Genomic DNA, 23,124 nt, shown 5'->3' with positions numbered 1-23,124 from the left:
AGATTGAACTCATGACCGTAAGTATGGACATGCAGTTCGATGCTCTTCTCGTTTTGTCGTTCGGCGGTCCCGAAAAACCCGAAGACGTACGGCCGTTCCTCGAAAACGTCACGCGCGGTAGGGGAGTGCCACCGGAGCGGCTCGACGCTGTCGTCGAGCACTACATGCATTTCGGTGGAGTTTCGCCCATCAACGCGCTCAACCGAGACCTGATCGAACGGGTCGAAGGTGAGCTGGCAGCAGCCGGCGTGGATTTGCCCGTGTACTTCGGCAACCGCAACTGGCACCCGATGGTCGAAGACACCGTTGCCAAGATGCGCGAGGACGGTGTCCGCAACGCCGCCGTGTTCGCCACGTCGGCGTGGGGTGGTTACTCCGGATGTCGGCAGTACCACGAGGACATCGCCCGTGCCCGTGAGGCGGTCGGTGACGGCGCACCGACGCTGACAAAACTTCGCCAGTACTACGACCATCCGCTGGTCGTCGGCGCGTTCGCCGACGGCGTGCGCGCGGCCCGCGCAGAGTTGCCCGAAGCGACTCGCGATACTGCGCGCCTGGTGTTCACCGCGCATTCGGTACCGAGTGCCGCAGACCGCAATGCAGGGCCGCCGGCAGAGGGCGGAAACCTCTACAGTCGACAGGTCGCCGAGGCAGCGAAGTTGGTTGCCGAGGCCGTCGGCGTCGAGGATTTCGATCTGGTGTGGCAGTCGCGATCAGGCCCGCCGCAGGTTCCGTGGTTGGACCCCGACATCTGTGATCACCTGGATACGTTGTCCGCCAAGGATGTTCGCGCCGTGATCGTGTGCCCCGTCGGTTTCGTCTCCGATCACCTCGAAGTGGTGTGGGACCTGGACACCGAGGCCAAGGACAAGGCAGCCGAACTCGGGATGGATTTCGTTCGGGCAGCAACGCCCGGCCGCGATCAGCGTTTCGCGCAGCTGGTGCCCACGCTCGTTCGGGAACTGGCCGAGGCCGAGCAGCCACTGCGACTGGGGGTCGAGCCGCTGCTCGGCTCGACCACCAACGGTCTCTCGTGTGCAGTCAATTGCTGCGCGGCCGTTCAGCGTCCCCGCTGACCGTCCGACGCTCAGGTGTTCGGATGCTTGAGCTTTCCGCAGGGCCCGGGAACGGTGGACGTGCTGCGCGAGGTGAGAAGCGTCTCGACGATCTGTCGATCCTCGGGGCTCAGTGACGGGTCGATGTAGTTGAGTTCGGGCGCGCCCAGTTCGCGGACTCGCCCGGCGAGGGTCGCGACAAACGAGACGCGTTCTTCGTCGTCGTCGTTGACGTCGTGGATCTGCAGCACCGACACCGGAAACTTGCGCAGCGTCACAGGCAGGAAGCGGGCGCCGAGCACATGGTCGACGTTGAATCCCGCCCACTGCCCCTGGTTGGCCTCCACGCATTCGGCATCGGAGTGAATTGCGCTCTCGCCGATGTACTTACGTGCGGGCAGCATCTTCTTGGGGGCAAGTTCGGATGCGCCCTGCTGAAGGACGGGAAAGTCGCCGTCCGAGTACAACCAGGGCTGGTTGGCCATCTTGATCAACCGACCGGCGTCCAGATCCGGGAGATAGCGAGACTTGAGGAGAAACGCGACGCTGTCGACCGAGATGCCCAGCAGTTCTGCGGCCTTCTGTCGGCTCATCGCGAACGTCGGGGCATTCTTCGGGGCGATCTGGATCAAATTGACCATGCGAACTCCTGTAAGTGTTCAATTGTTGCGGGCTTGGTACAGCTGACATGACAATTCGCCGATTATCAACCTCTAGCTGATTTCCGACTTGTAGATGAGTCGGTTGTCACCATCCGAGTTCACGCAACCGGGGATCTCCGATCCCGAAGTGGTGGCCGATTTCGTGGATCACTGTTCGGCGAACTTGCTCGATCACCTCGTCTTCGGTGCTGCAGATCGCACAGATGGCCCTGCGGTAGATCGTGATGCGATCGGGAAGGACGCCGGCGTACGTGGTGGTTCTCTTGGTCAGTGGGATGCCCTGATACAGCCCGAGTAGCCCCGGTCGTCCACCTTCGAGTTGAGTTGAACGGTCACTGCGACATTGGCCATCTCCGCACCCAATTTCGGTGGCAGGCTGTCGAGCGCCCGCTTGACCATGTCCTCGAACTGGCTGTCGTCCACGTCGATCATCTGCCCATTGTGCGTGCGGGGGCGGGATCCGGGTGTGTCCATGTGGAAACAGTGCAGCTTACGGCTATGTTCATTGCGTGGCCGAAGACCTCTATCACCGTTACGAATTCACATTCATCGTTCATATGCTGACAGTCTCGCAAGAGCAGGCGATCGAAGAGAGCTTGGGCGGAAGGGTCGAGGACCGACGCGGGCTGCAGCTGCTGACGCTCACCTCGGAAGGTATGCGAGCGGCGACAACGGCTATCACCGTGGTGGACCAGTTGGTGGCTGCAGGCGTGCGTCCCCAGCGGACACATCCCGATCTGGTGTCACGTCAGGACATTGCCGACCGTGCGGGGGTGACGCGGCAAGCTGTCGGGCAGTGGGTGCGAGGGGTCCGGCAGGCGGCTACGCCTTTCCCGATTCCGTACAACTCGGTTGCCGGGGGGATCTGGTTCTGGGGCGACGTCCTGGATTGGTTGCGCCGTCAGGGGTACAGCCAGGACACCGGTTTGCGCTACCCGACGCTGGATGAACATATTCGCATCGACCGCCATATCGCGATCAATCACAAGACTGTGGGTTGATCGATCAAACGGTTTGCTTGAAAATAGCTATTGAAACAAACCGACGGTAGGTATAAAGTCCCTAAATACCTCAATCAATCTATCGGTGCGTCGGTCCTGCTCTGGGGGGAGTCTGGTCTGCGCTGCAGATACCCGAGCATGCGAGCAGGAATTCATGGTTTCGACCCCCGAAGTACGACCGATGCCCAAATCGGCCGCGCTCACGACTTCTGTGGCTATTTCCAGCGATGTAGCAACGGCTAAGCTACGTGAAGGTGTATCGGGCAGGGGCCGTCTGCGAGCGGCGACGGCGGCGCTGTTCCGGCGCTCACGCCCACGTACGACCTTCGCGCCACCGTTGAGCGTGCTTCTTCTCGTCACCTCCGACAACGGTCTCTCGCAGCGGGCCGGTCTTGTTCTTCGCGAGGCGGGACACCAAGTCCGTACAGCCGTCGTCGCCGACGCGGACGCAGTGCTGGCCGCGACTTCTTCGGGAGATTTTGACCTCGTCATCTGCCCGTTCTTGAAAGCCTATGTCCCGGAATCTGTTTGGCAGCGGTGGACAACGATCATCATCCATCCCGGCCCGCCCGGAGATCGCGGGCCGTCGTCGCTGGACTGGGCGATAACGGATGGCGAACCGATCTGGGGTGTCACGGCATTGCAGGCCGCTGAGGAACTCGATGCCGGGCCGGTGTGGGCGTGGCGGACGTTCGAACTCCGGAACGGGGCAACCAAATCCTCGGTATACAACGAGGAAGTCACCGACGCGGCGATGGAGTGCATTACGGAGGTCGTCGAACATTTCCGTACTCCTGACTTCCAGGCGATCCCATCGGACCTAGTTGCGCGGCCCGTGGCTTCGACCCGATCGAGGCCCAGCATGAAACAGGCCGATCGCGTTTTCAGCTGGGAGCAAGACGCGTCGAGCATCGTCCGCGCCGTCAACGCCGCCGACGGGTTTCCCGGCGTCGCCGTTCAGTTGGGGCTCGACCGGGTCTACGTCTACGACGCTCACCTCGATACCCACGTCGATGCAGCGCCCGGCACCATCGTCGAGTACTTCCACCAGGCAATACGTGTTGCCACCGGTGCGGGCTCCGTTTGGATCGGACATGCGCGGCTCGTCGGCGCCGGCAATGTCAAACTTCCGTCGACCGCGGTCGTACGTCCGGACGTGTTCGTTCCACAGGTCTGGGAGAGTCGTTACCCCGAGACCGACTATCACCGCGACGGCGAAATCGGATATATCTCGTTCCGCTTCTACAACGGTGCGATGAGTACGAAGCAATGCGCGCGACTGGCCTCCAGGCTCCGCTGGGCGATCGCGCAGGACACCAAGATCCTTGTCCTGACGGGTGACTACGACAGATTCAGCAACGGTATCCACCTCAACGTCATCGAGGCCGCGTCGGATCAAGCCGGAGAAGCGTGGGCCAACATCAAAGCCATCAACGAGATCGCGAAAGCGATCGTCACCTGTACGGAACAGGTTGTGGTGGCGGCATTCACAGGCAACGCCGGTGCCGGCGGGGTCATGCTCCCGCTTGGAGCCGACGTAGTCGTGGCCAGGGACGGTGTGGTTCTCAATCCTCATTACGCCACGATGGGCCTGTTCGGCTCGGAACTGCACACGTACACACTTCCGGCTCGGGTCGGCGAGCAGCAGGCCCGCAGTCTGCTGGCCGAGTGCAGTGCGATAGGCATCCGTCGAGCCTTGGACATCGGACTTGTCGACGCGATCGGCCCCAGGCGGCCGGATCTGTTCGAGGCGTGGTTGCGCGAGGTCGCCACCGACTTGCTCGAAGGAGATCGGCTGGAATCGATGCTGGAGCGCAAACGTCTTCGACTGGAACGTGATCCGGTGGAGCCCTACGAGGAGCGTGAGCTCGACGAGATGAAGATCGACATGTTCGGTGACCGCAACGGGTTTGCCGAGAAACGCCGGAACTTCGTGCTCAAGCTCTGATCGACACGCTGTTCGCCGACGCGACACGGGCAGTGCGAACAACGTCCCACAGTCGTCGCAGCAGGTCGTCACGCCTCTGCGCAGTGGACACGCTCGGGGCCTGGTTGGTCGATACCGACGCAGCCACGGTGAGAATGGCTGCCACGTTGTCGGCTGTGTCGATCACCTGTAGATGGCGAGGTGACAGTGTCGACGGCCAGCGGTGTCCGGCCTGTGCCTGCAGGGCTTCGGCGACCAGCGTACGAGCGTCGTTTCCAGGCATTCCGGTGGCTACGGCCGGAAGCCCGCCGAGCACCTCGGCTGCGTCCCGAACAGCTTGGCGCAGTTCGTATTCGGCTTCGCGGAGTCCGATCGATTCGGCGCTGCCCGCCACAGTGGGAATGGAGAAGACCGTCCATCGCAGGACGTCCGGGCCTTCCTTCGACGGCACGAGTCCGACTCCGGGCTTGCCGACGGCGCCGATCTGTATCCCTTCACCCGTTGCGATCGCAGCGCGCGCGAACTCGGTCCCGGTGGGCAGACCACGTACATCACCGGCCGTGGGAAGGACCAGGCGGACCTCGGCAGCCTCCGAGCGCGCGATTCTGAGCAGGGTGGGCACACCGGAAGCCGTGACTCCCGGCCACTCGAGATCGTGGCGGACCGCGGTTTCCGCATCGGCGGCGCCGATCAGGTGCATCGGTGCCCACGCGGCAAGGGCGTCGATGACGTCGTCCGGCGCAGCGTCGCCGGCGAGCCATGACGCTGCCCACACGGTGAGGGTTGCGCTGGGAGAACTCATGACCGTGAAGTTTAGTTCGGCGTGGCGACATGCGCGGCCCCGGCGTTGTGACCTAGCGTGATCCGGCGTGAGCGGTGGCAACGGATACGGTGACATTTTTGCGGGTCATACCCGCAAACAGAAGCGCGTGACGCCTGAAGTCGCGGCCGAGCGTGATCTTGTCGTCGAGGATGCGGCGACGGGATTCTGCGGTGCGGTAGTCGGTTTCGAGCGCACGTACGACGGCGATTTCGTGCGGCTCGAGGACGGTCGTTCCCGAACGCGGTTGTTCGCGATGCGCGAGGCGGCCTTCCTCATCGACGGCGCACCGGTCACCCTCGTACGCCCGGCCCCCAAGCCCGTGTCCACCAAACCCGCACGGTCGGCTTCGGGTTCGACGCGAGTCGAAGGCTTACGCGCCCGCACGGCACTGCCCAGCCGGATCTGGGTGGAGGGAGTACACGATGCTGCCCTCGTCGAGCGGGTGTGGGGTCACGATCTTCGCGTCGAAGGTGTTGTCGTCGAACATCTCGAAGGACTCGACAATCTGGGGGAGCGGCTTGCCGAATTCGGGCCTGGTCCCGGCCGCCGCGTCGGGGTCCTGGTCGACCACCTGGTCACCGGTTCCAAGGAAACCCAACTGACTCAGGGCCTCGGCCCGGACGTGTTGGTGACCGGGCACCCGTACATCGACGTGTGGGAGGCCGTTCGTCCCAAATCTGTCGGAATCGCCTCCTGGCCGAAGATTCCACGCGGCGAGGATTGGAAGACGGGAATCTGCCGCGAACTGGGCTGGGGGACACCTCAGGAGGGCTGGCGGCGGGTCTACAACTCGGTCGAGAGCTTCCGCGATCTGGAAGCTCCTTTGATCGGTGCAGTCGAACAACTTGTCGATTTCGTTACCGAGCCGAACTGACGTAGCGGCGGCCTGGGTCACACATTCTGGTTAGATGGTGTTGTGGCTGCACTTATTTGGCTGATCGGAGCACTGGTGCTCGCCGGGGCCGAAGCGCTGGTGGGGGATTTCTTCCTGCTGATGCTCGCCGGTGGGGCGCTCGCTACTGCCGGTGTCAGTGCTGTCACCGACTTCCCGGTGTGGGTCGACGCCGTCATGTTCGGAGTGTTCTCCGCCGCCCTCGTCCTGGGCGTGCGACCGATCATGTTGCGTCGCTTCGGTAGTCCGCCGCCGACCCCGACCGGAATACAGGCACTCGAAGGTAAGCACGCTCTGGTTCTGGAAGAAGTGGGCGAGCATTCCGGGCAGGTCAAGTTGGACGGCGAGGTGTGGACTGCCAGGCCGTACGACACCACCGAGGTGTACCCGCCGGGCACCAAGGTGACGGTGATGGAAATCAACGGCGCAACAGCAGTCGTCTGGAGGGGACCTTAATGGCAGCACTCATAGTGCTCGGTGTGTTGGTGCTATTCGTGATCTTGGTGGTCGCGAAGTCGGTAGCACTGGTACCGCAGGCAGAAGCCGCGGTGATCGAGCGGCTCGGTAGGTATTCGAAGACGGTGTCCGGGCAGCTCACGTTCTTGATCCCGTTCGCCGATCGTGTGCGCGCCAAGGTGGATCTTCGTGAGCGTGTGGTCTCCTTCCCACCGCAGCCGGTGATCACCCAGGACAACCTGACACTGTCCATCGACACGGTGGTGTACTTCCAGGTCACCAATCCGCAAGCTGCGGTGTACGAGATCAGCAACTACATCGCTGCCGTCGAGCAGTTGGCGACCACCACGCTGCGAAACGTCGTCGGTGGAATGACCCTCGAAGAGACGCTTACCTCGCGTGATTCCATCAACGGTCAGCTTCGTGGTGTCCTCGACGAGGCGACGGGTCGCTGGGGCCTGCGAGTGGCCCGCGTCGAGCTCAAGAGCATCGATCCGCCGCCCTCGATCCAGGAGTCGATGGAAAAGCAGATGAAGGCGGACCGCGAGAAGCGCGCGATGATTCTGACGGCTGAAGGTCACCGCGAATCCGCTATCAAGACCGCCGAGGGTGCCAAGCAGAGCCAGATTCTTTCTGCCGAGGGAAACAAGCAGGCCTCGATCCTCAACGCCGAGGGTGAGCGTCAGTCCCAGATCCTTCGTGCTCAAGGTGACCGCGCGGCCAAGTACTTGCAGGCTCAAGGCGAGGCCAAGGCCATCGAGAAGGTTTTTGCTGCAATCAAGTCCGGTAAGCCGACTCCGGAATTGCTTGCCTACCAGTATCTTCAGACGTTGCCGCAGATGGCGCAAGGCGATGCGAACAAGGTGTGGCTCGTACCCAGCGACTTCGGTGACGCGCTGAAGGGATTTGCCAAAACGCTTGGCGCGCAAGGGCAGGATGGCGTTTTCCGGTACGAGCCGCCGGCCGCCGAAGAGAATCTTCCCAATCCTGAGGACGATTCAGCCGAGGTGGCGGAGTGGTTCGAGACCAAATCCGATCCGGCTATCGCGGAAGCAGTGCGCGCTGCTGAAGTTGCTGCACGTACTCCCGTCGAAGACCCGGCAGCTGCGGTCAGGCACCGCCGTGAAAGTGCGCCCGAGCAGCCCGGATTCGTAGATCCCGCGCTGCCGCCGCAGAGTGAAAATCCTTGGCCCGGTCAGCTACCGCTGCCGTCCGAACGCGAAGAATTCCAGCAGAAGTACCCCTACCAGGATCAGCCGCCGGAGGGCGGCCAGCGCCAGTAGACGCCTCTCGTAGCGAACGTTGATCGGGACGGGCACTCATCACCTACGTGATGAGTGCCCGACCCGTTCCGCATACGGCGATCGCCCAGAGGACACTGACGAAGGTTCCCATGATGAACTGCTCGGACGCGTGCGGTTCACGAAGTTCCGGGTACCGCGCGAGCCCCTTGACTGCCAAGACGATCGCGATCCCCTCCGGCCAGGTTGCAAGAATCGACGCCGCCACCGCAAGCCGTTCGAGGATGCCGATCACACGTCCGCCCCGAAGAGGTCCGGCGTCCGGTGCCGGGCTCCCGTCCGGTTGGCGACGAGCGATCTTGAAGGTGGCAAGTACCAACGGTGCACCGGCCGTGGCGGCGGCAAGTACGCACAGGACAAGCGTCGCCCCGAGAGCGAAACCGGTGACCGGGGTCGTTCGGGTCGATGCCAGTGCGGCAACACCCAGCGCCGGAAGAGCCACCACGGACGACGCCCATTCGGGGACTTCCAGTCGACCACGACTGAGCGGTCCCAGTGCCGCTGCAACTGCTGGTGCCGCGGCGGCGACGGCGAGCGCGATCAACGCCAGAACGACCATGTATTCGAGCCCCCTGCTGTGTCGACGAGTTTGTACCGGTGCGAGCGTGAGCAGTCTAGGGCTGGAGTCTGACCAAAAGTCGTTCTGCGAGTCTGCGCCCGGCGAGTTCTGCGTGCCACCCGGCTGTCAGGAGTCGCTTGGACATGGCCTGTTTGGTGATTCCGAGGTGGGCCGCCGCGCTGACCTGAGTGAGTCCGCTGTCCATCAGGGCGATGGCTTCGCGTCCGTCCTTCGTCTGTCTCGTGACGATCGTTCCGAGCAAGGTGAACGCGGCATCGACATCTGCGGCGAGTTCGTCGCGTGAGCTGTCCGCCGGCGCCTGTTCGACGGCAATTCTGGCCGGAGCTCGCTTGGCTCGCTCGACGGCGATCCGAGCAGCTTCGAATGCCGGTCCGCGTCCGGCCCGGGTCTGCCGTGGGAGAGGCTGCTCGACGGGACCGATCCCGATCCCGACACTCCAGTGCTCGCGCCGAATCAGCTCGAGTGCGACGAGGACGAGTAGCGCCGGATCGTCGGTCACCGCTTGAATCTCGTCGCCCGCTGTGCGCTCGAACGGCCGCAGGAGCCTGCAATCGGCCATGTCGTCGATGATGTCCCCGACGCGGTCGACATCCCGTCGGCTACCTCGCTGATCCACCGTCAGTACAAACATTAGTCAATGCTAGATAGTTGACTTTCAATAGTCAATCGTTTTGGGTTGACTCAATCAAATCAACCTCTTGGGGTTGACCGTTGTCAACGATGGTTTCGCCCGGTGAAGGCTGACGGCGAGCGTCGAACACCAGACCGGCGATGCCGATCGCAATGCAGATCCCGGACAGAATCAGGAGACGAGGATCGGCTTCGCCGGAGAGTGCATCGCCCAGAACGACAATCCCAACAGTGCCGGGCAAGATGCCGACGACGGTGGCAAGGATGTAGGGCACGATCCGGATCGACGAAATGCCGCAGCAGTAGTTCACCACCGAGAAGGGGACAAACGCGATCAAGCGCAGAGAGCCGACGGCCAGCCACCCCCGCTTTTCGATCCGCTCGTCCACCCGCCGGATCGTCGGACTCGAAATCCGTTGCCACACGACGTCGCGGCCGATCGCGCGGACAAGGTAGAGGGCCAGAACGGCGCTCACAGTCGTTGCCGCCACAGTAAGGGCGATGCCGGTTGCCGAGCCGAAGAGAACCCCAGCGCTGAGCGTGAAGACGGTGCGCGGGAACGGCGCGACGGTGACTATCGAATGAACCAGGAAGAACACGAGGGGAAACGCCGGGCCAACCGAGTCCGCCCACTCGCGTACCTGAGACACCGTGGGATGTGGGGCGAGGAGGGCTGCGAGGAACAAAGCGAGCACTACCAGGACTATTGCGATCAATCTTCGGTCCAGCAGGCGTCCCATCACAGGTCACAAGGCTACCTGCGAACGGTGAACCAGGCCGACTGCCGACCCGCAATCGCGAGTCGAACATCGCCACGGGGCAGCAAAGCGACGTGCTCCAGGCGACAATGAAACGGCGCTGTGACGAAAACCACTAGGCTTTCGGAGCGGCCTTCACCTGCAGTCCCGGCCAGTGAAACGAACTCGCGGGTAACCCGCAAACATGCTGAACAATCGCTAGGTAAGGGCCGGTTACACGTGCACGAACGACCGAATCCGCACGTCGCCCGGCCGGTCGGAAAGTGGCCACGAACAGCCCTGTGAAGAACATGACGTGATCCTCACGATATCTGGGCTCAACCGCGGGTTAGCATCACAGAACTAACGAACAAATCCGATTATCGGTAAAGCGCTCACGCAAAAAATGAGAGGGAGCGGACACAGTGTCATTAGCTTCAGAAGCCGAGGCTGTCGAGCAGGCGTACGCGGAGTGGCAGCGCTCCGTAGCCGGTGTGCTCGCCAAGTCCCGCAGAGTCGACGCGGCAGAACTGGGCCCCGAGCCACAGAAACTGCTCGAAACCGTCACCTACGACGGTGTCACTGTCGCACCGCTCTACAGCCCACGCGACGAGCGTCCCGAGCAGAGCTTGCCGGGCACTTTTCCGTACGTGCGTGGCGTCGACGCTCACCGTGATGTCAATGCCGGTTGGTTGGTTTCCGCTGCATTCGGAACCGCCTCGGCGGCCGAGACCAATCGCGCCATCCTGGACGCCCTCGAAAACGGAGTCAGCGCACTCTGGTTGAAGGTGGGCGCCGACGGCGTTCCGGTCACCGACCTCGCCGCTGCGCTCGAGGGCGTGCTTCTCGACCTCGCACCGCTCACGCTCGATGCAGGCGCAGCGACAAACGATGCAGCCCGAGCACTCTTCTCACTCCTCGATGCACGCAGCGAAGCCGGCGACGGTGTCAGCGATCGCAGCAGTATCCGAGTTCACCTCGGTGCAGCACCGCTGACCAGTTCGTTCTCCGGCGCAGCCGACGTCGAACTTGCAGGCGCAGTCGAGTTGGCCGCCCTCGCCGCCGCTCGTGCGGAAACCGTGCACGCGATCACCGTCGACGGCACGGCCTTTCACAATGCGGGTGCCGGGGATGCCGAAGAACTCGGAGCCGCAATCGCCGCCGGCCTCGAGTACCTCCGTGCACTCACCGCCCAGAGCGGCCTGACCATCGGTGCTGCGTTGTCGCAGTTGGCTTTCCGCTACGCGGCAACCGACGATCAGTTCCAGACCATCGCGAAGTTCCGCGCCGCACGTCTCGTATGGGCACGCATCGCCCAGGTCTGCGGAGCTTCCGATTTCGGTGGAGCGCCGCAGCACGCAGTCACCTCCGCCGCGATGATGGCTCAGCGTGATCCCTGGGTGAACATGCTGCGCACGACCCTCGCCGCATTCGGCGCCGGCGTCGGCGGAGCAGATGCAGTGACTGTTCTTCCGTTCGACGTCGCCCTGGTCGACGGCACCCTCGGTGTCAGCAAGTCCTTCTCCTCGCGCATCGCGCGCAACACACAGCTGCTCCTGCTCGAGGAGTCGCACCTGGGCCGTGTCCTCGATCCGTCGGCCGGGTCTTGGTACGTCGAGGACCTGACACAGCAGATCGCCGCCACCGCGTGGGAGTTCTTCCAGGAAATCGAAGCAGCCGGCGGATATCTGGCGGCACTCGAAGCGGGAATCGTCTCCGGTCGCATCGCCGCTACCAAGGCCAAGCGCGACTCCGACATCGCACACCGCAAGACCACGGTCACCGGTGTCAACGAGTTCCCGAACCTCGGCGAAACGCCGCTGTCCGCCGAAGCCGTCGAGCCCGGCCAGTCCGTCGCCCGCTACGCAGCTGCATTCGAAGCGCTTCGTGACCGTTCGGACGCGTTCCTCGCCGCCGGCGGCGCCCGTCCCACTGCGCTTCTCGCGCCGCTGGGCTCGGTTGCAGAACACAACGTGCGCACCACGTTTGCGTCCAACCTGCTCGCTTCGGGTGGTATCGACGCAGTCAACCCCGGCCCGCTCGAGGTGGGCGCCGAAGCCATCTCCGCTGCAGTCAAGGCTTCCGGTGCCACCGTCGCCGTGCTGTGCGGCACGGACAAGCGCTACGGCGAGAGCGCCGCAGCGGCCGTCGCCGAACTTCGCGCCGCCGGCATCACCAAGGTGCTGCTCGCAGGACCGGAAAAGGCAGTCGCCGACGCGACCGGCGATTCTCGCCCGGACGGATTCCTCACCGCCCGCATCGACGCAGTGTCGGCTCTGACCGAACTGCTCGACTTCATCGAGACGGGAAGCTCCAAGTGACGACACGAGAGGTCAAGCACGTGATCGGCAGTTTCGCCGAGGTCCCACTCGAGGACCCGCAGTCTCCGGCACCCACACCGCCGTCGGTCGAGCAGGCCCAGGCGCTCATCGAAGACGGCGCCAACGCCAACAACTACGCCGCCGAGCAGGTTGTCTGGTCCACCCCCGAAGGCATCGACGTCAAGCCGGTGTACACCGGTGCGGACCGCACGGCCGCCGCCGAGTCGGGTTACCCGCTCGACAGCTTCCCGGGCGCAGCGCCGTTCCTGCGTGGTCCGTACCCGACCATGTACGTGAACCAGCCGTGGACCATTCGCCAGTACGCCGGATTCTCCACTGCCGCGGAGTCGAATGCGTTCTACCGTCGTAACCTGGCGGCCGGTCAGAAGGGCCTCTCGGTCGCCTTCGACCTCGCCACACACCGCGGCTACGACTCCGATCATCCTCGCGTTGCCGGTGACGTCGGAATGGCCGGTGTCGCAATCGATTCCATCCTCGACATGCGTCAGCTCTTCGACGGAATCGACCTCTCGCAGGTGTCGGTCTCGATGACGATGAACGGCGCCGTGCTGCCGATTCTCGCGCTGTACGTCGCTGCGGCAGGCGAGCAAGGTGTCACTCCGGACAAGCTGGCCGGAACGATCCAGAACGACATCCTCAAAGAGTTCATGGTTCGTAACACCTACATCTATCCGCCGAAGCCCTCGATGCGGATCATCTCGGACATCTTCGCGTACTCCAGCGCGGAAATGCCGAAGTACAACTCCATCTCGATCTCGGGCTACCACATCCAGGAAGCCGGAGCGACGGCCGATCTGGAACTGGCGTACACCCTCGCCGACGGCGTCGAGTACATCCGCGCCGGCCTCGACGCCGGTATGGACATCGACAAGTTCGCACCTCGCCTGTCCTTCTTCTGGGCCATCGGCATGAACTTCTTCATGGAGGTCGCCAAGCTCCGCGCCGGACGCCTCCTGTGGGCCGAGCTTGTTGCCAAGTTCGATCCCAAGAGCGCGAAGTCTCTCTCGCTGCGTACCCACTCGCAGACCTCCGGCTGGTCCCTGACCGCGCAGGACGTCTTCAACAACGTTCCGCGTACCTGCGTCGAAGCCATGGCTGCCACCCAGGGCCACACTCAGTCCTTGCACACCAACGCACTCGACGAAGCGATCGCATTGCCGACGGACTTCTCCGCCCGCATCGCCCGTAACACCCAGTTGCTGCTGCAGCAGGAATCCGGCACCGTGCGTCCCATCGACCCGTGGGGTGGCTCGTACTACGTCGAGTGGCTCACCAACGAACTCGCCAACCGGGCTCGTAAGCACATCGAAGAGGTCGAGGAAGCCGGCGGAATGGCTCAGGCCATCAACGAAGGCATCCCGAAGCTGCGCATCGAGGAAGCTGCCGCCCGCACCCAGGCACGCATCGACTCCGGTCGGCAGCCGCTCGTCGGCGTCAACAAGTACGTTCCCGACGAGGTCGACACCATCGAAGTTCTCAAGGTCGAGAACTCCAAGGTCCGCAAGGAACAGCTCGAGAAGTTGGTTCGTCTTCGCGCGGAACGTGATCCGGAAGCCGTCGAGGCCGCACTGGCGAACCTCACTCGCGCTGCCGCATCCACCGAAGGCGGCATGGAGAACAACCTCCTCGCCCTCGCTGTCGTCGCCGCCCGCGCGATGGCTACCGTCGGCGAGATTTCCGACGCCCTCGAAAAGGTGTACGGACGCCACCAGGCCGAGATCCGCACCATCAGTGGTGTGTACCGCGACGAGGCAGGAACGGTGAGCAACATCAGCAAGGCGATGGAACTGGTCGAGAAGTTCGCCGAGGACGAGGGACGTCGTCCCCGCATCCTCGTCGCGAAGATGGGCCAGGACGGTCACGACCGTGGCCAGAAGGTCATCTCCACGGCCTTCGCGGACATCGGATTCGACGTCGACGTCGGACCGCTGTTCCAGACCCCCGAAGAGGTCGCCAATCAGGCGGCCGACAACGACGTCCACGTAGTCGGTGTGTCGTCGTTGGCCGCCGGTCACCTGACCTTGGTGCCGGCGCTGCGGGAGGCTCTGGCTGCGGCCGGTCGTCCCGACATCATGATCGTCGTCGGCGGCGTCATTCCGCCCGGTGACTTCGACGAACTCTACGAGGCCGGCGCTGCTGCCATCTTCCCGCCCGGCACCGTCATCGCCGACGCTGCCAGCGGATTGTTGGAGAAGCTCTCCGCCCAACTGGGTCACGACAACAGCTGAGAAGGGGGTCACTGAAGATGGCACGTCAGCCCATCGACATTGATTCCCTCGCCGAGGCGGTGCGCGGAAATCAGCGTGCCGGCCTCGCTCGGGCGATCACCCTCGTCGAGTCCACCCGCGACGACCACCGGGCCCTCGCGCAGCAACTTCTACTGAAGTTGCTGCCGGAGGCCGGGGGAGCGCACCGGATCGGCATCACCGGCGTTCCCGGCGTCGGCAAGTCGACCTTCATCGACGCGCTCGGAATGTACTTGCTGGGCAAGGGACATCGGGTTGCGGTGTTGGCGGTCGATCCGTCGTCCACCCGCACCGGCGGCTCGATTCTCGGCGACAAGACACGCATGGCTCGGCTCACCGTCGAACCGAATGCGTACATCCGGCCGTCACCGACGTCCGGCACGCTCGGTGGTGTTGCCAAGGCAACCCGCGAGACCATCGTGCTTCTCGAAGCTGCCGGTTTCGACGTCATCCTGGTGGAAACGGTGGGTGTCGGCCAGTCCGAAGTCACTGTTGCCAACATGGTGGACTGCTTCACGTTCCTGACCCTCGCTCGTACCGGTGATCAGCTCCAGGGCATCAAGAAGGGTGTCCTCGAGCTCGCAGATCTGGTGGCGGTCAACAAGGCCGATGGCAAGCATGAGCGCGAGGCAAAGGGCGCTGCCCGCGAATTGGCGGGTGCGCTTCGCCTGATCTACCCGCACGACGCCATCTGGAAGCCGCCCGTCATCACGATGAGCGGTCTCGAAGGTGTCGGGCTGGACGAGTTCTGGGGAACTGTCACCAAACACCGTGAGGTGCTCACCGAAGCGGGACAGTTCGAGGAGAAGCGTCGCAAGCAACAGGTCGATTGGACCTGGACGATGGTCAACGATCAGCTGCTACGCAGGCTCTCGAGCAACGATCGGGTGCGTGCGATCCGGGCCGACGTCGAGCAGAGCGTGCGTGACGGTTCGCTGACGGCAGCGTTGGCGGCGGGGCGAATTCTCGACGCGTTCGACGGAAGCAACTAGCGCGGAAAGAACAAAATCCCGGGTATCCGAGCGCGGATACCCGGGATTTCTTCTGTGACGAGCTATCGTTCGCGTTTGACTGCAGGCTCGGTGAGTTCGGTCTCGACAGCGAGTTCGACTCCTGTGAAATCGCCTTCTGCCTCGGCCGGGGTGAGCGTGGACCGCTTCCACGCGTAGAACAGCAGCGCTGCCCACGCGCCGAGAATGGTCAGGTAACCGGCCACTGTGACCGCCCCGGTGATGTCGAAGGATTTGAACAGCTTCTGTGCGTTGGTCAACACGATGACGCCGCCCACCGCCGTTCCGAGCAACGTTGCAGGTACGCGGCTGACCAGCCACGCCGCGAACGGAGCTGCGATGACACCGCCGAGCGCGAGACCGGCGACAACGAGGAGGTTTCCCGCCGACTCACGTCCCAATCCGACAAGGAATCCCAGCGACGCGGCTGACGCGACCAGAAACTCCGAGGCGCTGACCGAGCCGATCACGGTGCGCGGCGCGGTCTTTCCTCGTGAGAGCAGCGTGCTGGTGGTGATCGGACCCCAACCACCACCGCCGGATGCATCGATGAAACCACCGAACAGGCCGAGTGGGGACAGGAAACGTGCAGTGTGCGGGGTGGTATGAGCGTCCGCGACGGCCGGTGGGCGGACCGAAAAGCGTAGTGCCACATAGATACCGATGGCCAGCAGGATCGTCGCCGTGATGGGTACTGCCGCTTCGGTGGACAGACCCGAGAGCACAGTTGCGCCGATGAATGCACCGACTGCGCCGGGCACACCGAGCTTGGCGACGAGCTTCCAGTCGATGTTCTTGAACTTCCAATGCGACACACCCGAAGCGAGGGTGGTGCCGACCTCGGCCAGGTGAACAGCGGCGCTGGCCTGAGCCGGACCGAGGCCACCGATCATCAACAGAGTGGTTGCGGTGACACCGAAGGCCATACCGAGGGCGCCGTCGACGAGCTGGGCGCCGACGCCGACAAGGGTGAACAAAAGAAGGTTGAACATGAGAACACAGACTCCGAGCGAAGAAGCGACAAAGTCAGGGGTGCAGGCAGCGAGAATCGCCGCTCAGCAACACGCCTGATCGAAGCATGCGCTACGACGAGTGGGCCAGAACGCCATCAATCCGAGCGCAAATGCCGGGGAGGCATCGTGGCTGGAAATCTGCACGTCAGGTCCTTTGTTCTCGTTCGTTGGTGTTCTGTCCATGCGAGCATAGCCGGTGCCCGGCTCGGTCAACCCACGACGCGGGCGTAATTTCCCACTCGGTGGACAAGTCGATCGAAGAATTCCGCCGGATCGGTGCTGACCGCGATATCCGCGTTGGGCTCACGCTGCCAGTGCCCGACCCAGTCCGCGACCGTCGTTCCGATCAGCAGTGGACTCTCGGTTTCGACATCTACCGTTGCCGGCTTCAGCGTCGCCAAGCTCGGATCGAGCGCGACGGCAGCAGCGAAGGGATCATGCATGTGAGCAAGAAATCCCTGGTCGTATTCACGATGGAATTCCATGTAGAACCGGATTGCGTCGGACATATGCCTGATCACGCTGTTGGACGCGGAACTGCGGACGTCGGGACCGTCGTCAGGCGAGATGATCTCTTCCGGGGTGCTCCCGGCAGCTTCGGCGAGCCGACGCACATGTTCGGGGAACATCTCGATGGATTCGGTGACGTTGAGGCCGCAGATGATCGGGCGCCGGTGCGCGGGTACGACGGAGAACGCGTCGAACACCTCCTTGGCGGCGTGCGGATCCACCGAGACGTTCCACTCCGCGGTCGGCGTCGTGTTGCCCGGATAGTTGAACGACCCACCCATCACTACCAGTCGCTTCAGCAGAGACGGCAGATCGGGTTCACGTCTGATCGCCAAGGCCAGGTTGGTGAGCGGCCCCGTCACCAGCCCGGTGAGTTGTCCGGGGTACTCCCGGACGAGATCCACCCAGAGGTCGGTGGCGGTTCGGACCGAGCGCTTGCGACCCGAATCGGGGAGGACCGCATGGCCGATTCCTTGCGGACCGTGAGTCTCCTCGGTGGTGCGCAACGGTATGACCAATGGCTCGCGGGCGCCGAGTGCAACCTCGATGTCCGGGGCGCCGCAGAGCGCAAGCCAGTTCAAGTTGTTGGCCGCGACCTGTTCCACCGGAACGTTGCCGGCGGTGCTCGCAATCCCCAGTATCTCGGCTTCGGGGCTGGCAAGGAGATAGAGAAGCGCCAACGAGTCGTCGATACCGGTGTCGACGTCGACGATGAGTTTCTGCATGTCACTCATCGGTGGCCACCAGGATCGTCGGGGAATGCAGGACGGGGAAGTTCACCGACCGAGCGATGAAGCACTTCGTGTGTGCGGGGCCGTGAAGCTCCTGGGCCTTCTCGACCATCGACGCCTCCGCGACCAACACCGTCGGATTCAACGTCACTTCGATGAACTGGCCGCCGCCATCGGATTCCTCGATCAAGCTGCCGACCGGCTGATCGCTGTAGTCGAGAACGACGACCCCAGCGGCAGCTGCCAGCCCGAGGTACCAGAGCATGTGGCACTGGGCGAGGGAGGCAACGAGCAGTTCCTCGGGGTTCCATCGCTGCGCGTCACCGCGGAACGAGGGATCGGAGCTGCCGAGAAGTTCCGGCTTTCCGACCGCGGATATTGCATGATTGCGCGAATATCCCTGCGTGCTGGACGTTCCGGTTCCCAGATCGCCCGTCCACTGAAGGTCGAGTGTGTAGGTATGTGACTTCACAGGTCCATCTTGCCCTGAATGTGCCGGTCCCTCAGTGTGCCCACTCCGCGCGATCCGATCCCCACGGATGGGCTGGTTCGGGGTAGTCCTCGAACTCTGCCAGCGCGGGTCGTGCGGTGGTCACGTCGGCATGGTTGACAACAACATTCAGGCCGGGAGCGGTCGGTAGACCGGGATGGACGGTTCGGCCGGGTGCGTCGAGAAGACGGGCGCCGGTGCTGGCCAATGACACGTCGACATCGCGGCCACGGCCGTCCTGCGAGCGCAGCGTCAACGCGTCGAGGATCCCCGCTGCCAAGAAGTATCCGGTCGAGTGGTCGAGTGCCTGCGCCGGAAGCGCACCAGGGTTCTCACCGCCCTCGAGGAACGAGATACCGGATGCGGCCTGCACGATGCTGTCGAAGCCGCGGCGATTCGCCCACGGACCTTCCCATCCCCATGCGCTGACGCGCCCGTGAATCAGGTGGGCGGGAAGATCCTGCCCGATGAGGGCTTCGAGTGCACCCGGCCGGTAGCCGGTGACCAGTACGTCTGCGGTTTCGAGGAGTTCTCGGAACGCTGTCGCTCCGGCCGAGGACTTCAGGTCGAGAAGCGCCGACCGCTTGCCCTGTCCACTGTCAAGGTGCTGCCATCCGATCTCGGGGATCGCCGGGGGATCGATCCGCAGAACGTCAGCGCCGACCAACGCCAGGGCACGCGTCGCGACCGGACCGGCGATGACGCGGGTCAGGTCGAGAACGCGTGGGCGCGTCGGATGCGTGCGGGGTTTTCCCTCGTCGCGTGCTCGGATGGATACCAGAGGCGCAGACCTCGCAGCTGCGCACTGCTCACTCAGGCGCCACTCGGTCTCGGTACGAACACGGACCGCGATGGCTCCGATCTCGGCGGCCTGCTGCTCGATCTCGATGGCGCTGAGTTCGGATATCCGTTGCGCCACTGCATCTTTGGGTGATCCATGATCGAGCTCGAGGACGGCGAGGAGGCGGTCGCGATGGTGCGGATAGTTGCCGTGCGTGCGGACCCAACCGTCGCGGGCGGCAAAGAACCCCGAGTGCTCGGAGAACCCGTTGATCGGCTCGCCGCCGATCCGGAACAGTCGATCGCTCGAGAAGGAGGCGGCGATGCGCTCGGGATCGAGGGTCCAGTGTCCGTCGCCCGGGCCGGTTGACCGATGAATCGCCGAGGCGAACGCCGCTACCGAGCCCGCAGCGAGGTCGAACACCGGCAAGTGCGCCGCAAGGAAACCCGCCGAGTCCGGGCATTCGATGTGCCCGCGTCGGTCGTCGGTGTGCACCCCGACGTCACGCTGGTATTCGTCGAGATAGAACCCGTACCCGTGATCCATGCGACGCCTTTCGGCAGTTCAGTAGCCGAGAAGCTCCCGGCACTTCTCTGCCAGCGTATCGCGGAGCGGCGCAGCACGATCCGCCAACTGTTGTTGCTGACGCACGTATTCGGCGCGGCCCGCGGGAGTTTCGATACGAATGGGGGAGTACCCGTACTCGGCAAGGTCGTATGGGCTCGCGCACATGTCGAGTTCACGGGCCAGGAGCGCGTGTTCGAAGCACCGCATCACCAGGTCGGAATCGACGAGTGGCAACAACTTGAAACTCCACTTGTACAGATCCATACCGGCGTGCAGGCAGCCCGGCTGTTCGTGATCGATCTGAGTTTCGCGTGCAAGCGGGAGCGAGTTCTTGGGGGCCGCGTCCGGTGTGAAGAACCGGAACGCGTCGTAGTGCGTGCATTTGAGTGGCAGGGATTCGACGACCGCGTCGGTACCGGCGAACCCGAGTCGCAGCGGCACCGACTGGTGACGGATTGCGTCCTCGCCGCCGCGATAGACCATCGCCCATTCGTGGAGGCCGAAGCAACCCAGCACAGCGGGCCGCGCAGACGTCTGATTCAACAGATTCCACACGAATTCGACTGTGTGACGCCGACGCTCCAGCACTGAGGCCTCGACCGTCGCGGTACCCGAATCGTCGACGCGGTAGCCGGAGAAGGCTGCGTATTCGGCGGCGTTCTCGAGCGCGACTCCGTACCCGGGGTGCCAGCGGCGCAGTTGAGCGGGTTTGAAGTTGTAGTACGTGAAGAGGAAGTCGTGCACCGGGTGAGAGATACCGGCGCTACGACGCGCTCGGTGCGGCTCGACGAGCTTCTCCACCTCCTCGAGGTGAAGCGCCCGCCGAGCCGTCCACTCGCTCTGCGCGAGTGCGAGTGAATGCACCGAACGTGTCATCGATCAGCTGTTTCTTTGTCCGGGAACAGCATCCGTGCCGCGGTGCGTGCCGTCGCGGACCGTTCCGACGTACTCCTCGAGGAGATCCTCGAGCGCGACGATACCGATCACCACTCCGTCAGCGTCCGTGACAGCGCCGAGGTGCGAGCTGGCCCGACGAAGGCCGGCCAACGCTTCGGCCAGCGGTGTGTTGAGCGGAACGATGGGCAGCGGCCGGATATCCGACGTCGGAACGACGGTGTCCGGTCCAGCGGCCTCGTCGAGCACCTCGTCGAGCACGTCCTTGAGGTGCACGTACCCAGCCAGCGATCCGTCGCTCGCTCGCACCGGGTAACGCGAGTATCCGGTCTCGATGACCGCACGCTCGATCTCACCCAGTGTTGTTCCCGACGGTGTGAGGGGAATGGTCCGCACCTTGTCGAGAGTGATCAGGACCTCGGAGACGGTCCGATCGGTCGATTCGAGTGCCTGCTTCAACCGCCGGTGTTCTTCGGCGTCGATCAGACCTTCGGATCGCGATTCACCGATCATCGCGGACAACTCCACCGCCGAGACCGTGACGTCGAGTTCGTCCTTGGGTTCGACGCGCAGAAGCTTGAGCACTCCGTTCGCGCACAGGTTGTAGAACGCGATGATCGGGCGAGCGATCTTGATGAACGCCAGATGCACGGGAACGAGCAGCATGGCCGTCTTCTCGGGGCCGGCCAACGCGATGTTCTTGGGCACCATCTCGCCGAGCAGGATGTGCAGCACGACGACGAGCGACAGCGCGATGGCAAACGAGATCGGGTGCAGCAATCCGTCGGGCAGGCCGACGGCTTCCATCGGCACCTCGAGGAGGTGCGCAATGGCGGGCTCGGCGACCTTACCGAGGAGGATCGAGCAGATCGTGATGCCCAGCTGAGCCGCCGCAAGCATGAGCGAGAGGTTCTCACCGGCCTTGATGACTGTGAGCGCCCGCTTCTTGCCTTGCGCGACCAGTGCTTCGAGACGGTCACGTCGTGCGGAGATCAGTGCGAACTCTGCACCGACGAAGAATGCATTGCCGGCGAGCAGCACGACGGTGAGGAGTACACCGAAGAGGTTATTCATCGTCGGACTCCTTCTTGCTGTCGTCTGCGGATTCGGGTTCGACGTAAGCGGGGACCGGCGTGATGGTCACCCGGTCGATACGGCGGCCGTCCATGCCGGTCACTCGTGCGATCCACTTTCCGCGCGAATCACCGGACGAGTCGACGTCGGGCAATTCCACCTCGTCACCCTCGTCGGGGATGCGGCCCAGTTCGGTGAGCACCAACCCACCGAGCGTGTCGTAGTCGCCTTCGGGAGCGGTGTACCCGGTAGCCGAAGTGACCTCGTCGATGCGAAGGAGACCGGAGCACGACCATCCGTCGCCGACGCGCTGCACGTCGAGTTCGGGTTCGTCGTGTTCGTCGCGCACATCGCCGACGATTTCCTCGATGAGGTCTTCCATCGTGACGATGCCGGCAGTTCCGCCGTACTCGTCGACGACGAGCGCAACCTGCATACCGTCGGAGCGGATTCGCTCCATGACGGTGTCTCCGTCCAGGCTCGACGGCACGACGGGAACACGTTGAGCCAGACTGTCGACGCGCGTCGTGCGCCGACGTTCGGCCGGAACGGTGAACGCGTGCTTGATGTGTACGACGCCGACCGTGTCGTCGAGATCGCCGCGAACGACCGGGAAGCGCGAATAGCCGGTCCGCGACGCCGTCACGATCAGGTCTGCGACGGTGTCCGAAAGTTCCAGCGATTCGATCTTCACTCGCGGAGTCATCAGCTCTTCTGCCGTGCGGTCACCGAACTGCAGTGAACGGTCGACGAGCATCGCCGTGCCCTTGTCGATGGACCCGCGCTGCGCGGACGTCCGCACGAGGGACCCGAGTTCCTGCGGTGATCGCGCGGAGCGCAATTCCTCCGCGGGTTCGATGCCCAGGCGTCGCACGATCCAGTTGGCGGTTCCGTTGAGGCCGTTGATGGCCCACCGGAAGATCAGCGAGAACCCTGCTTGCAGGCCCGCAGTCGCGCGGGCGGTGGGCATCGGCTTGGAGATTGCGAGGTTCTTCGGTACGAGCTCACCGAAGATCATGGAGAACGAGGTCGCGATCACGAGCGCCAAGATCAAAGACGTTGTCGAGGCCGCGGATTCACTGAGCCCGACGGCCTTCGTGACCGGTGTGATGAACCGTGCCAGGACCGGCTCGGCCAGGTAACCGGTGATCAGGGTTGTGATCGTGATGCCCAGCTGAGCGCCGGAGAGCTGGAACGAAAGAGTCTTGTGCGCGTGTTGAACCTGCCGCGAGCGTCGGTCGCCGCCACGAGCAGCTTCGTCGACGGTGCTGCGTTCGAGCGCGGTCAGTGAGAATTCGGCCGCCACGAAGAGGGCGGTGCCTGCAGTCAGCGCGATGAAGCCGACCAGGCTGAGAATGGTGAAAACGATGTCCATGTGTCATCGCCACCTGAGATGTGCACG

The 23,124-nt window shown here is 63.6% G+C and carries 21 protein-coding genes and 1 pseudogene; 9 read left to right on the top strand and 13 right to left on the bottom strand.

What is annotated here, in order from left to right; all coding sequences use genetic code 11:
- Nucleotides 1–23 precede the first annotated feature (23 nt).
- On the top strand, nt 24–1,076 hold the full coding sequence (locus ABH939_RS15925) for a ferrochelatase (RefSeq protein WP_007727874.1): 1,053 nt from the start codon (nt 24–26) through the stop codon (nt 1,074–1,076).
- Between the two features lie 11 nt (nt 1,077–1,087).
- Here ABH939_RS15925 and ABH939_RS15920 read toward each other — a convergent pair whose 3' ends face one another.
- Both ABH939_RS15920 and ABH939_RS15915 read right to left on the bottom strand, forming a co-directional pair.
- On the bottom strand, nt 1,088–1,696 hold the full coding sequence (locus ABH939_RS15920; RefSeq protein ID WP_007727873.1) for a transcriptional regulator: 609 nt from the start codon (nt 1,694–1,696) through the stop codon (nt 1,088–1,090).
- A 106-nt stretch (nt 1,697–1,802) separates the two neighbouring features.
- Nucleotides 1,803–2,149 (bottom strand): annotated as a pseudogene (locus tag ABH939_RS15915) (metallopeptidase family protein).
- A 77-nt stretch (nt 2,150–2,226) separates the two neighbouring features.
- Between ABH939_RS15915 and ABH939_RS15910 the strand changes: the two are divergent.
- Entirely contained in the window at nt 2,227–2,718 is a 492-nt protein-coding gene (locus ABH939_RS15910) for a hypothetical protein (protein WP_404649801.1), read from the top strand.
- A 154-nt stretch (nt 2,719–2,872) separates the two neighbouring features.
- Entirely contained in the window at nt 2,873–4,666 is a 1,794-nt protein-coding gene (locus ABH939_RS15905; protein WP_404649800.1) for an enoyl-CoA hydratase-related protein, read from the top strand.
- Here the strand turns inward: ABH939_RS15905 and ABH939_RS15900 are convergent.
- The gene (locus tag ABH939_RS15900) at nt 4,656–5,447 is read right to left on the bottom strand and encodes a hypothetical protein (protein ID WP_007727857.1); all 792 of its coding nucleotides are present in this window, start codon (nt 5,445–5,447) and stop codon (nt 4,656–4,658) included. The genes ABH939_RS15905 and ABH939_RS15900 overlap by 11 nt on opposite strands.
- A 67-nt stretch (nt 5,448–5,514) precedes the next feature.
- On the opposite strand from ABH939_RS15900, the gene ABH939_RS15895 reads away from it, so the two are divergent.
- The 3 genes from ABH939_RS15895 to ABH939_RS15885 are packed head-to-tail and all read left to right on the top strand — an operon-like array spanning nt 5,515 to nt 8,099.
- A complete protein-coding gene (locus tag ABH939_RS15895) occupies nt 5,515–6,342 on the top strand; it encodes a DUF3097 domain-containing protein (protein WP_042919794.1) in 828 nt (275 codons plus the stop codon).
- A 42-nt stretch (nt 6,343–6,384) separates the two neighbouring features.
- On the top strand, nt 6,385–6,816 hold the full coding sequence (locus ABH939_RS15890) for an NfeD family protein (RefSeq protein WP_003944877.1): 432 nt from the start codon (nt 6,385–6,387) through the stop codon (nt 6,814–6,816).
- On the top strand, nt 6,816–8,099 hold the full coding sequence (locus tag ABH939_RS15885; RefSeq protein ID WP_404649799.1) for an SPFH domain-containing protein: 1,284 nt from the start codon (nt 6,816–6,818) through the stop codon (nt 8,097–8,099). The genes ABH939_RS15890 and ABH939_RS15885 overlap by 1 nt, the downstream gene beginning before the upstream one ends.
- A gap of 43 nt (nt 8,100–8,142) precedes the next feature.
- Here ABH939_RS15885 and ABH939_RS15880 read toward each other — a convergent pair whose 3' ends face one another.
- Genes ABH939_RS15880 through ABH939_RS15870 form a run of 3 tightly spaced genes read right to left on the bottom strand, consistent with a single transcriptional unit; the run spans nt 8,143 to nt 10,067 of the window.
- Nucleotides 8,143–8,676, bottom strand: a complete 534-nt coding sequence (locus ABH939_RS15880) for a hypothetical protein (RefSeq protein WP_003944797.1) — start codon at nt 8,674–8,676, stop codon at nt 8,143–8,145.
- A gap of 55 nt (nt 8,677–8,731) precedes the next feature.
- Complete coding sequence (locus ABH939_RS15875) at nt 8,732–9,328, bottom strand: hypothetical protein (protein ID WP_042449124.1); 597 nt, start codon at nt 9,326–9,328, stop codon at nt 8,732–8,734.
- A 31-nt stretch (nt 9,329–9,359) separates the two neighbouring features.
- A complete protein-coding gene (locus tag ABH939_RS15870) occupies nt 9,360–10,067 on the bottom strand; it encodes a TVP38/TMEM64 family protein (RefSeq protein ID WP_058038785.1) in 708 nt (235 codons plus the stop codon).
- A 422-nt stretch (nt 10,068–10,489) separates the two neighbouring features.
- Here ABH939_RS15870 and mutA point away from each other — a divergent pair, with 422 nt between their 5' ends.
- From mutA to meaB, 3 genes are read left to right on the top strand one after another with little or no spacing between them, the layout of a single operon-like run.
- A complete protein-coding gene (mutA, locus tag ABH939_RS15865) occupies nt 10,490–12,385 on the top strand; it encodes a methylmalonyl-CoA mutase small subunit (protein ID WP_404649798.1) in 1,896 nt (631 codons plus the stop codon).
- Nucleotides 12,382–14,634, top strand: a complete 2,253-nt coding sequence (gene scpA, locus ABH939_RS15860; protein ID WP_404649797.1) for a methylmalonyl-CoA mutase — start codon at nt 12,382–12,384, stop codon at nt 14,632–14,634. Before mutA ends, scpA begins: the two co-directional genes overlap by 4 nt.
- A gap of 17 nt (nt 14,635–14,651) precedes the next feature.
- Nucleotides 14,652–15,644 (top strand): methylmalonyl Co-A mutase-associated GTPase MeaB, encoded by a 993-nt coding sequence (gene meaB, locus ABH939_RS15855; protein WP_003945003.1) that lies wholly within the window; start codon nt 14,652–14,654, stop codon nt 15,642–15,644.
- Between the two features lie 62 nt (nt 15,645–15,706).
- On the opposite strand, the gene ABH939_RS15850 is transcribed toward meaB, so the two are convergent.
- From ABH939_RS15850 to ABH939_RS15820, 7 genes are all read right to left on the bottom strand, one after another.
- Nucleotides 15,707–16,654, bottom strand: a complete 948-nt coding sequence (locus ABH939_RS15850) for a sulfite exporter TauE/SafE family protein (protein WP_404649796.1) — start codon at nt 16,652–16,654, stop codon at nt 15,707–15,709.
- A gap of 230 nt (nt 16,655–16,884) precedes the next feature.
- Nucleotides 16,885–17,919, bottom strand: a complete 1,035-nt coding sequence (locus tag ABH939_RS15845) for a nucleoside hydrolase (RefSeq protein ID WP_333829222.1) — start codon at nt 17,917–17,919, stop codon at nt 16,885–16,887.
- On the bottom strand, nt 17,912–18,388 hold the full coding sequence (locus tag ABH939_RS15840; protein ID WP_404649795.1) for an OsmC family protein: 477 nt from the start codon (nt 18,386–18,388) through the stop codon (nt 17,912–17,914). The genes ABH939_RS15845 and ABH939_RS15840 overlap by 8 nt, the downstream gene beginning before the upstream one ends.
- Before the next feature lie 31 nt (nt 18,389–18,419).
- Nucleotides 18,420–19,733 carry a CoA transferase gene (locus ABH939_RS15835; RefSeq protein WP_404649794.1) on the bottom strand — a complete coding sequence of 438 codons (1,314 nt, stop codon included), beginning with the start codon at nt 19,731–19,733 and terminating at the stop codon, nt 18,420–18,422.
- An 18-nt stretch (nt 19,734–19,751) separates the two neighbouring features.
- The gene (locus tag ABH939_RS15830; RefSeq protein WP_341514294.1) at nt 19,752–20,630 is read right to left on the bottom strand and encodes a 3-methyladenine DNA glycosylase; all 879 of its coding nucleotides are present in this window, start codon (nt 20,628–20,630) and stop codon (nt 19,752–19,754) included.
- Nucleotides 20,631–20,633: 3 nt separating this feature from the next.
- Entirely contained in the window at nt 20,634–21,722 is a 1,089-nt protein-coding gene (locus ABH939_RS15825) for a hemolysin family protein (protein ID WP_341514295.1), read from the bottom strand.
- Entirely contained in the window at nt 21,715–23,097 is a 1,383-nt protein-coding gene (locus ABH939_RS15820; protein WP_003944847.1) for a hemolysin family protein, read from the bottom strand. Before ABH939_RS15820 ends, ABH939_RS15825 begins: the two co-directional genes overlap by 8 nt.
- Nucleotides 23,098–23,124 lie beyond the last annotated feature (27 nt).

Source organism: Rhodococcus sp. 27YEA6 (assembly GCF_044908235.1).
GTDB lineage: Bacteria > Actinomycetota > Actinomycetes > Mycobacteriales > Mycobacteriaceae > Rhodococcus_F > Rhodococcus_F qingshengii.
The sequence above is the reverse complement of the archived record's forward strand: the minus strand, read 5'-3'. Positions and strand labels throughout refer to the sequence as shown.

Excerpts from the sequence above, each read along its gene's own strand:
- ABH939_RS15835 (WP_404649794.1), bottom strand. The coding sequence starts at position 19,733 with ATGGATCACGGGTACGGGTTCTATCTCGACGAATACCAGCGTGACGTC.
- ABH939_RS15820 (WP_003944847.1), bottom strand. The coding sequence starts at position 23,097 with ATGGACATCGTTTTCACCATTCTCAGCCTGGTCGGCTTCATCGCGCTG.
- ABH939_RS15845 (WP_333829222.1), bottom strand. The coding sequence starts at position 17,919 with ATGAGTGACATGCAGAAACTCATCGTCGACGTCGACACCGGTATCGAC.
- ABH939_RS15825 (WP_341514295.1), bottom strand. The coding sequence starts at position 21,722 with ATGAATAACCTCTTCGGTGTACTCCTCACCGTCGTGCTGCTCGCCGGC.
- ABH939_RS15920 (WP_007727873.1), bottom strand. The coding sequence starts at position 1,696 with ATGGTCAATTTGATCCAGATCGCCCCGAAGAATGCCCCGACGTTCGCG.
- ABH939_RS15885 (WP_404649799.1), top strand. The coding sequence starts at position 6,816 with ATGGCAGCACTCATAGTGCTCGGTGTGTTGGTGCTATTCGTGATCTTG.
- ABH939_RS15870 (WP_058038785.1), bottom strand. The coding sequence starts at position 10,067 with ATGGGACGCCTGCTGGACCGAAGATTGATCGCAATAGTCCTGGTAGTG.
- ABH939_RS15850 (WP_404649796.1), bottom strand. The coding sequence starts at position 16,654 with ATGTTCAACCTTCTTTTGTTCACCCTTGTCGGCGTCGGCGCCCAGCTC.
- meaB (WP_003945003.1), top strand. The coding sequence starts at position 14,652 with ATGGCACGTCAGCCCATCGACATTGATTCCCTCGCCGAGGCGGTGCGC.
- ABH939_RS15830 (WP_341514294.1), bottom strand. The coding sequence starts at position 20,630 with ATGACACGTTCGGTGCATTCACTCGCACTCGCGCAGAGCGAGTGGACG.
- ABH939_RS15905 (WP_404649800.1), top strand. The coding sequence starts at position 2,873 with ATGGTTTCGACCCCCGAAGTACGACCGATGCCCAAATCGGCCGCGCTC.
- ABH939_RS15925 (WP_007727874.1), top strand. The coding sequence starts at position 24 with ATGGACATGCAGTTCGATGCTCTTCTCGTTTTGTCGTTCGGCGGTCCC.
- ABH939_RS15875 (WP_042449124.1), bottom strand. The coding sequence starts at position 9,328 with ATGTTTGTACTGACGGTGGATCAGCGAGGTAGCCGACGGGATGTCGAC.
- ABH939_RS15900 (WP_007727857.1), bottom strand. The coding sequence starts at position 5,447 with ATGAGTTCTCCCAGCGCAACCCTCACCGTGTGGGCAGCGTCATGGCTC.
- ABH939_RS15880 (WP_003944797.1), bottom strand. The coding sequence starts at position 8,676 with ATGGTCGTTCTGGCGTTGATCGCGCTCGCCGTCGCCGCCGCGGCACCA.